We start from the raw sequence: 12,994 nt of genomic DNA, 5'->3' as shown, positions 1-12,994 counted from the left end.
GGTTCATCCCTTCTTTCTGCGTGAGGCCCTGTAGGCCGAAACGATGGTTCTGGCGGCCATGACAACGATCATCAGAACGCCCCAGAGCGCGGTTGCGAGATGTTGATTTGCGCCCATCAGGTTGAGACCCGATGACAGGAGTTGGAGCACGATGAGTGCAACGAAGACCGGCAGCACGCGGCCAAAACCGCCAAACGGATTGATCCCGCCCAGAAATGCAGCAAGCACCGTGATAAGGAGGTAAGATTCGCCGTGTCCGACGCGGACGGAATTGAAGCGGGCAAGCATGATTACCCCGGCAACGGCGCACATCAGTCCGGACAGCATGTAGACAAGGACCAGGATGCGACGGGTGTTCAAGCCGGAGTAGCGAGCTGCCTCGATGTTGGAGCCGATCATCAGCAAGCCGAAACCGAGCTTGAAGCGCGTCAGCAAGAGCTGCCATAGACCAACACAAACGATGAAGATCATCAACGGGATCGGCAAGCCGAATATCTGTCCGTGCCCGATCGGAGCGATGAAGCTCGGAAAACCGGAAACGTCCCCGCCTCGCGTGAGAAACTCCCCCAGGCCGCGCAGGAAGATCATCATCGACAGCGTCACAAGGATCGGATGGGCACGCGTATAGGCGATTGCAGCACCGGTCATCAGTCCCGCGGCGCCACCGGTGGCAAGCGCAGCCAAGACGCCAAGAAGAAAGGCGGACGGAGGCGCATCTACTCCGCCGTATGATTGCATCACCCACGCAGCGGCAAGACCCGACAGATTGGCGGTGAATGTAACCGAGAGATTGATGCCGCCAGTCAAAAGCGGAAGCAGCATCGCCAGAGTAAGGAGGCCCAGTTCCGGAAGCTGGAATGCGACGGAGCCGAACGTTGCAGCGGAGATGAAGTTGTTTGCTGCAAGACCGAAGATGATCATTACGGCCAGGAAGGCGATGGCCGGACCCATCATATCAGCGCCGAAGGTGGCATTGAACCTTTGAGCCATGGCTTTCATTGGTGTGTGCTCCCTCTGCTGGTGCCGCCCTTGGCAAGGAACGGCAGGAGCTTGTCGATCCGTGCGGAAGACAGCGTGATGGCGATGAGGATGATCGCACCGACGATCATCTTGAATGCGAATGGCGAGACACCCATGAGGTTAAGGCCGTTCTGAGTGATCGAAACCATCAGCACACCCAGGACACATCCGATGACGGACCCTTTCCCACCACCCAGCCGTGCCCCACCGAGAACTGTGGCGGCCAGGACATCGAGTTCACGACCATAGAGAGCGTTGGGAACGACTTCTTCGGCGTAGTGGGCCTGCATCAGTCCGGCGATCCCCGCCATGAGGCCCAGCCAGCCGAACGAGATGTAATGCATGGCCCCGATGTTGATACCGAAGCGGCGTGCGCCCTCGGGATTGTCGCCGAATGCGTAGAGCTGACGTCCAATGGTCGTGCGGGAAATCATGAACCAGGTTGCCACGCAGCAGAGGATCATGACGACGACTGGCAGAGTAAGCTCCACCCACGAGCCATCGGCCATCTCGTGTTCGTAGAAGACAACCCGTGTGGTCAGCCACTCAGGCAGGTCGTAGATCGACACGCCCTTGGTGAAGAACATCAGGAGCCCGAAGAAGATGTTGAACGTGGAGATCGTCGCGACGATTGAGATGATGTGAAGCCGATAGACCAGAGCTGCGTTGATCAGACCAAGGCCGATCCCAACGGCTCCAGCAATGATGAAACCTTCGGCCCAGTTTCCGCCGCCCAATGCACCCAGTGCGAGCGCGGTCAGGTATTGGACCACCGACGCGGCAACGGCAAAGGAAATGTCGATCCCGCCTGAAATCAGGACTACGAGAAGTCCGACGGCGAAGATGATGTTGACGGCCGAGACGTTCAGCACGTCGAATGCATTCGAAACCGTAAGAAAGCGGTCAGTTCCAAAGGACAGTCCGACGCATAGCACGATCATGACCGCCAGAAGCGTGGATTCTGTTGTGTGTCCAAGGAACAATCTACGCATAAACGGCGGCCTCCAGTTCGGCGAGCGACACGCTTCGGGGGTCGTAGGTCGCATGGATTTTGCCTTCCACCATGTGAATGATGCGGTCGGCGTTGAAATACACCTCGGGGGGTTCGTCGGAGATCAGGATGATTGCCAGGCCCTGGGCCGCCAACTTGCGCACGATCCCGAAGATGCCAGCGCGGGCACCGACATCGACGCCAACGGTTGGCGCATCGAGGATCAAAATCTTAGGACCGATGGCCAGCCACTTGGCGATTGCCACCCGTTGTTGGTTGCCGCCGGAGAGTGTTCGAATCGGGTCATCCGGCGTGCCGATCTTAACGCCCAGCGCCTTAATCCAATGGTCGACCACACTCGCCTTCTTGGGCGGCGAGATCATGCCGCCCGACAGAAGCTTATCGAGCGATGACATGACCAGGTTGTCAGCGATTGACTGCGGCTGGTTGAGGCCGAGTGACAGCCGATCTTCGGAGAGATAGGCAATGCCCGCGCGGATGGCGTCTCGGTTGGAGCCAAAGTGAGCGCGCTTGCCCTCGATGGTGATTTCACCCGCTTGAGGGCGGTGCATACCGAAGATCGTCAGCGCAAGTTCAGTACGGCCAGCACCTAACAGGCCGGTTATTCCAAGGGTCTCACCGCGACGCAGGTCAAACGTAATGTCCTCGAACTCCCTTGCGCGAGTGAGCCCGCGGACGGAGAGGATGACGCTTGCGTCGTCATGGTCGGCGGCAATCACGGAACTGTCGAAATTCCGGCCCGTCATAAGCTCCGTCACGCGGGACTGGGTCATTCCCTCTCCCGGGAAAACGCCGACGAGCGAGCCGTCGCGAAGAACGGTCATTCGATCGGAAATCTCGAGTACTTCCGCAAGACGATGCGAAACAAAAACGACCGCGACACCGGATGCCGAGAGGTGTCGAACGATGTCGATCAGGTAGTCGGTTTCGGACTGTGTCAGCGATGCGGTCGGCTCATCCATGAAGACCAGTCGAGCTTCGCCGACCAAGGCGCGGGCGATGGCGACGATCTGGCGTTGCGCGATCGGCAATTCCTTGAGCGGCTTATGAAGGTCGATGCTGACACCGAGCCGCGCCAGTGCCTTTTCGGCCGCATCCACAATCTTCCGCTTATCGACCAGGCCGTACTTTCCGTTGACCGCGTACTGAAACCCGATGTTTTCGGCGACGGTCATCTCCGGGAAAAGCGCGAGGTCCTGCCAGATGACCTGAATACCCAGCGATTGCGCCAGCGTCGGTGTCATTGCCGTGATTGGCTGGCCATCGAAAAGGAATTCGGCACCATCCTGCGGCTTATAAACGCCAGTGATGACCTTGATCAGCGTGCTCTTGCCGCAGCCGTTCTCACCTGCAAGGCAATGCACCTCGCCGGGATTGACCTCGAACGAGACCCCTTTCAGAGCCCGCACACCGCCAAACGTAACTTTGATATTCTTGAGTGAAAGGAGCGGTACAGCGCTCATAGCATATCCCCCTGATCAGCCGCCCGCTCGGCGGGGTGCGCAGGTGCCTAAAATCTCGATTGGGGGGGTCGCGAGGAGCATGTCCACGCGACCCCGGCCTGGGCTTGGGGAGGGTCAGAGGCCCATGGCGACCAGCTTGTCGATGCTTTCCTTGTTGATGGTCAAAAGCTGGTCGACGATGATCGTGTTGCCTTCGGGGTTGATCTTTCCGAGACCTTCGATGTCATCACCGGCCTTGGGAACTTCACCCTTGGAGATACGGTCCGCAAGGGTAACGAAGACCTCGCCGGCTTGTTTGGGATTCCACATGAACCCGCCGGTCAGAGCACCCGACTTGATGAGCTTGGCGCCCTGCCCTGGCGAGAACGGACCGATCACGAACACCTTGCCGTCCTTGCGACGCTCTTCTACGGCGCGACCAGCACCGATTGGACCCTGCGAACCGAATGCCAGGAAGCCCTTGAGGTCGGCGTTCGCGGCCATCAGGTCGAGAGCCGTCGAGCGGCTCTTGTCGACGTCCTCGGCAACGCCGTAGCGGTCGCCGACGAGCTTCATATCAGGATAATTCGCTTTTATGTATGCGATAGCGGCATCAGCCCAGGCATTGTGCAGCGGAACGGTCAGCGATCCAACGAAGACCGCATAAGAGCCCTTGCCACCCATCTTTTCTGCAAGGAGCTTGCCATGCGCTTCGCCAAAGCCCTTGGCGGAAGCAAGTTCGAAGTCCCAGTCAGCGCCGACCTGCTTCGGCGATTCATGGGTGATGACCTTGATCCCGGCTTCCTGGGCCTTCTTGAGAACCGGCTCCAGAACCTTGGCGTCGTTGGGTACGACACCGATGTAGTCGACCTTCTGGGCGATCAGGTCTTCGATAGCACGAACCTGAAGAGCCGGATCGGCACTGGTCGGACCGACCATGAAGCCTTCGACACCGAGCTTGCTGCTCTGCTCCTTAATGCCGGCCTCCATGGCATTGAACCACGGGATACCGCCGATCTTCACCACAACACCGATCTTTGGTCCAGCGAAGGCGACGGATGCGAGAAGTGTCAGCGAGAGGCCGAGCGTGACTGCGAGCATTCTCTTCATGGATTTTCCTCCTCCAAACACGGTCAAAGGAGATGCGCCACACGAGCCCCATGCTTGTGTGCTAAGCGTTTTTGGCTCCATGACAGAACCTCCTCCCCTGCCGCTTTCCTCAAAGCGCCCATCCTTTGCACAATCGTTATTGCTTTCTTGCACAATCGATGGTGCAATAACCATATCACTAAAAGGCCTTTCGTCAAGAGGTTCGATTGTTCTAGATAGTGAAGATCGGTGAGGAGATTCGGGGATGTCGGAAAAAGAGCAAAAGAAAGCAACGATTTACGATTTATCGGTGGTGTCCGGCGCATCCCCGTCGACCGTCAGCGCTGTACTCAACGGCACCTGGCGTAAGCGGCGCATTTCCGAGGAAACCGCTGACAAAATCGTGACGCTTGCCAAAGCGCATCGCTACACGGCGAACCTTCAGGCCCGTGGGCTGAGAAGCTCGCGCTCCGGCCTTACTGGGCTGCTCCTGCCCGTTTACGATACCCGCTTCTTCTCATCGATGGCACAGACGTTCGAAGCGAAAGCGCGCCAGCGTGGGCTGGTGCCCATGGTCGTTTCGGGACGACGCGACCCCGAGGAGGAACGGCAGACAGTCGAGTCGCTGATCGCATACTCCATCGATTCCCTCTTCGTTGCCGGCGCGACCGATCCAGACGGCGTTCATCAGGTCTGCCTGCGAGCAGGTGTGCCGCATGTGAACATCGACTTGCCGGGCAAATACGCCCCGTCGATTATCTCCGACAACCGGCAGGGGGCGGAGATGCTGACGAGCGCGATAATCCGGCATGCCGAGGGGATGGGGCCGCTTGCCCCCGAGGATGTATGCCTTTTCGGTGGGCGCGATGACCACGCAAGCCGCGACCGAGTACTCGGCTTTCACGCGGTGAAGCAATCAATTTTCGGCGATGACGTCCCGAAGGACGATATCGAGACCACCGGATATTCTCCAGGGATGACCGCCCTCGCCTTCGAGCGCTTCTATGAGAAACATGGCAGGCTGCCGCGCTGCTTCTTCGTAAACTCGTCGATTAATTTCGAGGGGCTCTTACGTTTCATGGGACGTCACGATGGCGAGGCCTTTGGCGACATTGTTGTGGGATGCTTCGACTACGATCCGTTCGGGTCGTTTCTTCCGTTCCCCGTTTACATGATCAAACCAAACGTCTCGGAAATGCTCGATCGAGGGTTTGATTTGCTGGGGGAAGATGCACTGCCCCAGATCATCATGATCGAGCCGCAACTCGTGCTGCCGCGTACGGCGCTTGAAGGGCCTCTCGACGCCATAAAAGACCCAACGCCCGCTTGACGGCCTGCCGATCGTTCGATCGTCTGCTGCCCTGAATTCACGAATTCAAGCTGAGATTTTGGTTCGCCTTCCACCGAAACAAGGTGCTTCGATTGGCCGGATGCATCAATGTTGCATGGCGAAGACAGGGGCACCGGGCAGCCAATGTCGATGCTCCGCTCAGTGGACGCCATCCGTCGGCGGCGCGCCCGCCCTCGTCATCGATCAGCTTCCTCGCCTATCTTGGGAAAGAGTTGCAAAACATTTGAGCCACTCGTTTGCACCTCAGCGCCAATTTTTTGGCGAGCGGAGCTACGTTCGCCTGCACTCTGGATCGCCGAGACGAACCCCTGCCGTTGGCGGTAGTAGTCCGGTTTGGCAGGAAGGGTCAGGTCAAATTCCTCGAGCATCCGCTCGATGATGTCCATGGCCTCTGCCGCCAACCCCGCATACCCTTGCTGGCGTCGCTCGAAGAATCCGTCATAGCCTGGGCCCGAAAGGTCCAGGCTATCCAACGCATATGTGAGGTTCCTCACACGGTTCGCGAGCCACAGGATTTGTTCTGAAAGTTCGACATTGAAAAGGGCCCAATTGACTTCCCTGGGAAGGACAAGCGTGGGCTCCGGAACGTGAAAAGTAAATTCGCCCTCGTCCATGGGATTGAATTCGGGCGTGTCGTGAACGGCCGCGTAGCTTGCTCCGACAAAGTCATCAAGCGCCAGTACCGTCATCATTGCGAGATTTCTTGCCTCGGCTTTCGGTCGCCGATCCAAACCGCCCTTCGCAAGTCGAATGATGGTCGGAACCAAAACGCCGACAGCTAAACTGCCAGCCCCGATGAACGCCCCCATTGCCATAATACCTTGGGCGGATTCGAAGAACTGCGTCAATATTCACCTCGTTGAGTGTGAGATGTGAGTTGCGTCAATAAGCGCGCGTAGACGGAATCAGCACTTTCAACTCCAGTTTGCCTTGAACCGAAGAAATAGGAAACCGCCTTGGTAGGAGCTTCGGTGAACGTCTAAGTGTCAGCATATAGCATATCAAGTGAGGCTAAGCCCACTGGCTTTCAAGGGGCCGTCTTCCGGGAATTGGCCAAAGCAAGACCGCTCTCCCTAGAGTACGAACGCTATTGAGGGCTTCGTTTTCATGCGCGGAGTCGTCGTTTGTGCTCCAGTCCTTGACCGGCTCCTTGCCCGGAGGGGGTATGCGGAATGAAATATGCCGGGAAACGTCGATCCAAGCCGACGGTCGGCAGACCTCGAATTGGCGAGGAAGGTTCCAGCGGCGCTCGATACAAAAGCACCCGACCGCTTGGCATGAGTTGGGAGAGGAAATCTGGGTCGCGGACGCTGCCGGTCAACACGCTCGCACCGAGCTGGCGCGCCTGCAGGAAAACGAGGGAATCGTTGTTGAGCAGCGTTTCCTACAGATATTCGCTACATGTTCCACAAATCCGGCCCACACATCATGGGACGTCATCAGTGTCACAACGCCAGCCAACAAATTGAGATTTTGTTTCAGAGGCCCTGCGGAAACCGAAGTTGCTCGACGCGCTCCTCGCGCAGCGCCGGGTCGCAGACCAGCGAGAGGGCGCAAACGCCAGCTTCGAGGGCAGCGTTGAGAAGGCTCTGCCGGAACTCCTCCGGGCTGACTTCCCCGATCAGCGCATCAGCGCAAGCCTTGACGGCTATGACGTAATCCTCGCCATCGTCGAGAGGCCAATCTTCTATGAGAACACGCGCCGCGTCGGTCAGGTTCCGGACGATCATTTGCGGCTGACTGTTGTGAAATTTTAGTCCGATCGGCGCAAAGGCCGAATATCTATTCGCTGCCATGCCTTCACCCAGTCCATTGAGAGCGTCATTATACACGACGAAACCGCGCTTGTATTTCAATTAGTTAAAACAGCGTTAACGTGGCGAGAGTTGCTGATTGCCCCCGCAGAATCGCGGACACCGAAGGAACCCGACGGCCGCACCGTAAGCATTCCGTCGTGTGGGGTCGACCGTATGCACGCGCTGACTTCTCAGGTGATCGCGTGTTGTCGGGCTTGCTGTAGGAGAGATATGAATGGCGCTAAGAAGCCGGAATATGCCTCATCGCCGAGCGTCGCAGCATGTTGATTTATGCATAGGCAAGTTGCGAAAGCGGCATTTGTCATTGCAGCCGAGCGGCAGTAAAGCACTGCCCATGTTGATGGCCTGCCGATAAGTCGGTGTTTGCCGTCGGTAGCAACACACGGGCGCTCCCTGATCAGGTCGAGCGCCCGTTTTGTTTGAGCCGACTGGACGCTTCGCAGGTACTCGATCAACGAGGCATCAAGCGAGAAAAAGAGCGCGGCCCGTGGCCGCTGCAGGATTGGCGGGCGTTCGCCGAAAGCGCGATGCGTAGGCGATCCCCGTCCGCATCCTCTCCCCGCCGTTGCCAGCTCGCGAAGCAGGAGCCCCGGGTCCTGCTCCGCAGGCTCACTTCACGGAAGAGAGGAGGTTATGACTGAGACAGAATAAACCAGAGCCCATCGCTGCGCACTTGCTGCAGCGAGCGGCCGATCAACATCGTCAAACCTCCAGATGAGGTAATCCAAATACGTCCATCATAGTTCGCCTCCCACCGGACGTGTGCTGTGCTGAGCGCCGGCGGCACCACACCAACCGCCCCGATCGTCAACATTTCTGCCCCAATCTCGAAGATTGCATTGGCCCTGGCCCTTGTGGCAGAGACGAGAAACATCGTTGACAGCGCCGTGGCGGTTTGTCGGGCCCACGCCGAGAGACCGCTCACCTGTGTCGACAACCATTTTAGAGCTGATGCCCACATGGACCCATTGATGACCGCCTCGATTTATAGCGACTATGTTCATGATTTGAAGGCGACGCTGGACGACCTTTATGAACGGCCAGATCGATACCAGACCTTCGACCTTCACATCGAACTGGCGATGGGTGATGCCCTTCTCGTTTATCAGACAAGACGGCAAAAGGGGCAAACAGATACGATCGCCTATGCCCGAACGCCAAAAGGCAACACGCAGGTTTCGCCGGCCACTGCCTACCAGCGGGTTTCTGCCTTCTTAACGATGCAGAACCATATTGCTCTGACGGGCGAACCCATGATCGGCCTCAGCGCGGAATATCCGCACGCTGTCATCAGCTTCGAGCACAGGGCCAAGGGCGCGCCATTCAAGAGTTCGATGAAGATGATCTTCGTCGGGGTCAATGACGCAGACGACGCCAGCCGTTATTATGCAATAACGAAAGAACCCGCTGCCATCGTCACCACGCGACCGCACCATTCGGTTAGGCTCTGGGAGTGGAAGTAAGCGCCAAGAAACGGTGCCAAACCGCGTTTACAGCCAGCACAACCTGGCGTGCAAAGAAATTCGATCAAGTTGCGGCGAGCGGTCGCAACCTCCTCATCTCCGTCGATACCAAAGCCAAGGCATCGAAGTTCCTTTCGCAATCGGGCCGCGGCCGGCTCTCGCCATATGCCGACCTCGCCGCTTCGCGCTTCCGATGCGTGGAAGATCTTGATATCCGGCGAGGCAGGCCATGGTGACCGACCAGGAAGGCGGTACGCACTGACCGTCTCTCTTACCGCACGGCATCGCAGGCATATGAATGCGGTGACCTGGCCCTCCTTTTAGGTACACGAGGAGCGGGAGCTAACCTCTTCTGCAGCCAGGGCATCGCGGGTTTACGCAGTCGTTCCACTTCGAAAACAACGCGCGCTGAAACCTTCGGGGGCATGCCGTCAGCACACGTGCGGCTTTTTGAGTTGGAGCGGGAACTTAGTGTGAGTGTCGTTGCTTGCCGGCTGACATAGCCCGCCTCACCCCTCCCAGGAGGCAGATCGATACATCGATCGCTGTGTCCTTTCCGGAAAGACCCTCGGTTCTAACCTGAGGAACCGAGGGTCTTACATGCGGAACCTTGAGCGCATATCGAAGCGATAAACGCGTTGCAGGATATACCCTATGGTGATCCCGATATGTGAGGACAACGGCGACTATCCCTTTTTTGCGCCAGATCACCCAATCGCGACGGGCGCAAAATCCGAGCAAGTGACTACAGGCTTGTTCATCACAGCGTTCCGGCAGCCCAAAAGTTCATTGTGCACCGGCCCATCTCTGACCTATACAGGCTGGACGATTGTCCGGAGGACCACATGGATTCCACAGGTAACACCACCCCCGACGACGTCGAAAAGCTCGCAGAGATGCCCCACTTGGCTGAAGCGCTCGAGGCCGAGCAATTCCGTCAGTTTCTGGACCACATTCCCTTCGGCGTCTGTGTATCAAGTCTCGACAGTGACGAGCTCATCATTTTTGCCAATCCTGTCTTCGAGCGATTGGTTGGACTTGAAGCAGCAAAACTTCAAGGCCAGGGTTGGGATGCGATTAGTTCTGAAATAGCACATCAGTCCGACGGCCGTCCTCTGAGCGTAGCAGTTATCGGTGACGAAGAGTATCTCGGACGGTTTACCGCACGGGTCGGCGAACAAGCGGTGAGTATCGATGCTTGGTCCAACAGGATTCTAGACGATGCGGACAAGCCAGTGTACCGGCTGGTCGCGTTGTCGGAAGTTATCGAGAGCGACCGCGACGAGCGAGCCGCGCTCGCCCAGGAGCTACTGGACAAGGACACTCTGCTAAAGGAACTCCAGCACCGCGTAAAAAACAATCTGCAAATGGTAACGGCGTTGATAAGGCTGGAGGCCCGCAACACGCAGAAGCAAGTCGTGCCAGAACAATTTGAAAGACTGGCCGGGCGCGTCGATGCTCTTGCACTTCTCTACCGCTCGCTGTCGGAGGACGAAAAGGGGGAGACGGTGGACCTTGGCGTCTATATCAGCCAAATCGCCTCCGCGGTCATGGCCGCCCATGCGACAGAAGGAATCCGGCTCAACCTGAAGGTCGACGCCTGGCCCGTCTCGATCAACGCGGCCATGCCCGCCGGTCTTGTGGTCAACGAACTGATGACAAATGCGCTGAAACACGCCTTCATCGGCAGGGAGTCGGGCGAGATTGCCGTTGAAAGCATTGTCGACGAGACAGGCTGCACGGTCACCGTCGCCGACAATGGAATCGGACTTCAGCCCGGAACGGTCTGGCCCAAACCGGGCAAGCTCAGTGCTTTGATCGTAAAATCCCTGGAGCAGAACGTGAAGGCAAAAGTCGTCATGGAGACCTCTTCGCAAGAGGGTGTGAGAGTGCGCCTGTTTTTTGCCCGGGCCTTGGCGATGAACGCCTGAGAAGATGCGGCTGGCGGCTTGTCCACAGTTGCGCCTGAATGGCTATTTTTTGGGATGGCCAAGGCAAACATAGGTCGTTCCACTTTCAAACGCCCCGCGGCCGCAAGATGACATGTCGATATCCGCAATACCTTGTCATGCGTGCCGACGCATGGTCTGGGGCTGGGCATCAGCGGCCAAAACGAGACTGGTCGGCGGTTCAACATCCTCGTTGCCGGCAACCACGGAAGAAATATATTGCAGTGCGTTCTTCATCCCGTTGATCGTGTAGGGTTTTTCGATTGCCCCGAGAGCCCCGACGAAATCTTCGGGAAGACGCTTGATGTTTCCACTCACGAACACGAACGGTATCTCCGCTTCCGCGAGGCGCCGCCCCACGTCTATTCCAGTGGGGCCGTCCATGAGATGGATGTCGACAAACGCGAAATCCGGGCTTGAAACAGCCAGAAGATCACGAGCCTGATCGCTGTTCATGGCAACGCCAATCACTTCGTGGCCCTCCGTTTCCACTTCATTTTCCAGTTCCATGGCAAGCAGCATCTCGTCCTCGACGATCATCACCCTCATTCTTTATTCTCCTGATGGTCGTCGACAAGTAATGTCACATCGACAATAGTTTTACGGCCCTCGTTGCTTCGCACGATGTGAGCGCCAAGCTGTTGCGCCGAAGCTTCCAGAAGCAACTGACCATAGTCCGCGCTTTCCGGGTCGGGCTGGACGGGTTCGGCAATATCCTCCACACGGATGCGGAAATGCCCGTTAAGCCGCTTGATCATAACATGGATTTCACCACCGCCGTCGCTCAAGCCGCGTCTGACCGCATCGCCTACCAATTCATTGACGATTAGCGAAAGAGGTGTCGCCTTGACGGCCGGCACATACAGCCGCTGCAGGTCTAGGGTCAGATGAATATCGTCTCGTCCGAGCGCGTCGATGAGATCGGTGACGAGCTCACGGGCAAAATCGGAGACGTCAAATCTCGATATATCGTCAAGTGTGAACAGCTTGCGATGAACCGTGCTGAGCGCTTCCACCCGATTGAGGAGGCCCATTAGGGTTCGTCTCCGGCCCTCGTCTTTCGTTGTCCGGGCCTGCAGCTTAACGATCGAAGCCATCGTCAAAAGGTTGTTTTTTACCCGATGATCAACTTCATGGACGAGAAGTGTCTTTGCGGCGAGCGCGGCTTTAAGATCTGCGGTGTTCTTGGCTACCTCTTGCTCTGCCTGAAGCCGGGCTGCTGCCAATTCGGCCTCGCGGCTCTTCACATCGGTGAAGTCGAGTTGCGAGGCAAAGTAATAGACGATCCGACCCTCATCGTCCCAAACGGGGCTAATGAAGAGAGCGTTCCAGAACGTGCTTCCGTCCTTGCGATAGTTTAGGATGTCGACCGCAACGTCTCGACCTTCACCGACCGCCTCTCTGATGCGCGTCACCGTTGTCTTGTCTGTCTCAGGTCCCTGCAGAAGCCTGCAGTTGCTTCCAACCAATTCTTCTCTCGAGTAGCCGGTGAGCCGCTCAAAGGCGCTATTGCTGAATATGATGGGGTTATCACCCTGGTTGGGATCTGTAACGATCATCGGCATACGCGTCGCTTTAAAAGCAGCCGCGAACGGATCTTCTCGGACATGGCCCGCGACAAGCCTGTCGCCGGCGCTTTGAGCGTCGGTAAGGTGTTGATCCTTTTGCCGCATAAGCCTCTCGCACAAATTATGCAGTACCTAACGCTGTATTGAAGGTCTGGTTCCGATGGATGAGGCGCTGCCGCGTGTCGACTGCCGTCCCTTCCCTCGGGCATAGGCGTCCTTCAACGCGATTGGATTTCGCCTGTTGAATAGGTGTGCGGAAAACTTCTGCTGATTGCGATAGAAC

At 57.4% G+C, this 12,994-nt stretch carries 11 protein-coding genes; 3 read left to right on the top strand and 8 right to left on the bottom strand.

All coding sequences use genetic code 11. The features are described from left to right. Positions 1 to 3: 3 nt before the first annotated feature. From AC1DUP_RS22230 to AC1DUP_RS22215, 4 genes are all read right to left on the bottom strand, one after another. Positions 4 to 999 (bottom strand): ABC transporter permease, encoded by a 996-nt coding sequence (locus AC1DUP_RS22230; RefSeq protein ID WP_477834458.1) that lies wholly within the window; start codon positions 997 to 999, stop codon positions 4 to 6. After that, positions 996 to 2,012, bottom strand: coding sequence for an ABC transporter permease (locus tag AC1DUP_RS22225; RefSeq protein WP_477834456.1), 1,017 nt, complete (start codon positions 2,010 to 2,012; stop codon positions 996 to 998). The genes AC1DUP_RS22230 and AC1DUP_RS22225 overlap by 4 nt, the downstream gene beginning before the upstream one ends. Beyond that, entirely contained in the window at positions 2,005 to 3,495 is a 1,491-nt protein-coding gene (locus AC1DUP_RS22220) for a sugar ABC transporter ATP-binding protein (protein WP_477834454.1), read from the bottom strand. Before AC1DUP_RS22220 ends, AC1DUP_RS22225 begins: the two co-directional genes overlap by 8 nt. A gap of 114 nt (positions 3,496 to 3,609) precedes the next feature. Beyond that, positions 3,610 to 4,584, bottom strand: coding sequence for a substrate-binding domain-containing protein (locus AC1DUP_RS22215; RefSeq protein WP_477834452.1), 975 nt, complete (start codon positions 4,582 to 4,584; stop codon positions 3,610 to 3,612). Positions 4,585 to 4,828: 244 nt separating this feature from the next. Between AC1DUP_RS22215 and AC1DUP_RS22210 the strand changes: the two genes are divergently transcribed. Further along, positions 4,829 to 5,893, top strand: a complete 1,065-nt coding sequence (locus AC1DUP_RS22210; protein ID WP_477834450.1) for a LacI family DNA-binding transcriptional regulator — start codon at positions 4,829 to 4,831, stop codon at positions 5,891 to 5,893. Positions 5,894 to 6,090: 197 nt separating this feature from the next. Here the strand turns inward: AC1DUP_RS22210 and AC1DUP_RS22205 are convergent, their stop codons facing one another. Next, positions 6,091 to 6,762 carry a hypothetical protein gene (locus tag AC1DUP_RS22205; RefSeq protein WP_477834448.1) on the bottom strand — a complete coding sequence of 224 codons (672 nt, stop codon included), beginning with the start codon at positions 6,760 to 6,762 and terminating at the stop codon, positions 6,091 to 6,093. A 630-nt stretch (positions 6,763 to 7,392) separates the two neighbouring features. Then, positions 7,393 to 7,710: a DUF982 domain-containing protein gene (locus AC1DUP_RS22200; protein WP_477834446.1), complete on the bottom strand. Its 318-nt coding sequence runs from the start codon at positions 7,708 to 7,710 to the stop codon at positions 7,393 to 7,395. 788 nt (positions 7,711 to 8,498) lie between these two features. Here AC1DUP_RS22200 and AC1DUP_RS22195 point away from each other — a divergent pair. After that, positions 8,499 to 9,194 (top strand): hypothetical protein, encoded by a 696-nt coding sequence (locus AC1DUP_RS22195; protein WP_477834444.1) that lies wholly within the window; start codon positions 8,499 to 8,501, stop codon positions 9,192 to 9,194. 845 nt (positions 9,195 to 10,039) lie between these two features. Then, a complete protein-coding gene (locus AC1DUP_RS22190; RefSeq protein WP_477834442.1) occupies positions 10,040 to 11,125 on the top strand; it encodes a sensor histidine kinase in 1,086 nt (361 codons plus the stop codon). Between the two features lie 135 nt (positions 11,126 to 11,260). Here AC1DUP_RS22190 and AC1DUP_RS22185 read toward each other — a convergent pair whose 3' ends face one another. Beyond that, the gene (locus AC1DUP_RS22185) at positions 11,261 to 11,692 is read right to left on the bottom strand and encodes a response regulator (RefSeq protein WP_477834440.1); all 432 of its coding nucleotides are present in this window, start codon (positions 11,690 to 11,692) and stop codon (positions 11,261 to 11,263) included. Continuing rightward, a complete protein-coding gene (locus AC1DUP_RS22180) occupies positions 11,689 to 12,816 on the bottom strand; it encodes a PAS domain-containing protein (RefSeq protein WP_477834438.1) in 1,128 nt (375 codons plus the stop codon). Before AC1DUP_RS22180 ends, AC1DUP_RS22185 begins: the two co-directional genes overlap by 4 nt. Positions 12,817 to 12,994 lie beyond the last annotated feature (178 nt).

This window comes from Rhizobium sp. 01L419, from assembly GCF_056400025.1.
This window is presented reverse-complemented; position numbering and strand designations above follow the sequence as displayed.

What these genes read in the sequence shown, in the direction of transcription:
- AC1DUP_RS22230 (WP_477834458.1), bottom strand. Translation starts at nt 999, where the DNA reads ATGAAAGCCATGGCTCAAAGGTTCAATGCCACCTTCGGCGCTGATATG.
- AC1DUP_RS22225 (WP_477834456.1), bottom strand. Translation starts at nt 2,012, where the DNA reads ATGCGTAGATTGTTCCTTGGACACACAACAGAATCCACGCTTCTGGCG.
- AC1DUP_RS22220 (WP_477834454.1), bottom strand. Translation starts at nt 3,495, where the DNA reads ATGAGCGCTGTACCGCTCCTTTCACTCAAGAATATCAAAGTTACGTTT.
- AC1DUP_RS22215 (WP_477834452.1), bottom strand. Translation starts at nt 4,584, where the DNA reads ATGAAGAGAATGCTCGCAGTCACGCTCGGCCTCTCGCTGACACTTCTC.
- AC1DUP_RS22210 (WP_477834450.1), top strand. Translation starts at nt 4,829, where the DNA reads ATGTCGGAAAAAGAGCAAAAGAAAGCAACGATTTACGATTTATCGGTG.
- AC1DUP_RS22200 (WP_477834446.1), bottom strand. Translation starts at nt 7,710, where the DNA reads ATGGCAGCGAATAGATATTCGGCCTTTGCGCCGATCGGACTAAAATTT.
- AC1DUP_RS22190 (WP_477834442.1), top strand. Translation starts at nt 10,040, where the DNA reads ATGGATTCCACAGGTAACACCACCCCCGACGACGTCGAAAAGCTCGCA.
- AC1DUP_RS22185 (WP_477834440.1), bottom strand. Translation starts at nt 11,692, where the DNA reads ATGAGGGTGATGATCGTCGAGGACGAGATGCTGCTTGCCATGGAACTG.
- AC1DUP_RS22180 (WP_477834438.1), bottom strand. Translation starts at nt 12,816, where the DNA reads ATGCGGCAAAAGGATCAACACCTTACCGACGCTCAAAGCGCCGGCGAC.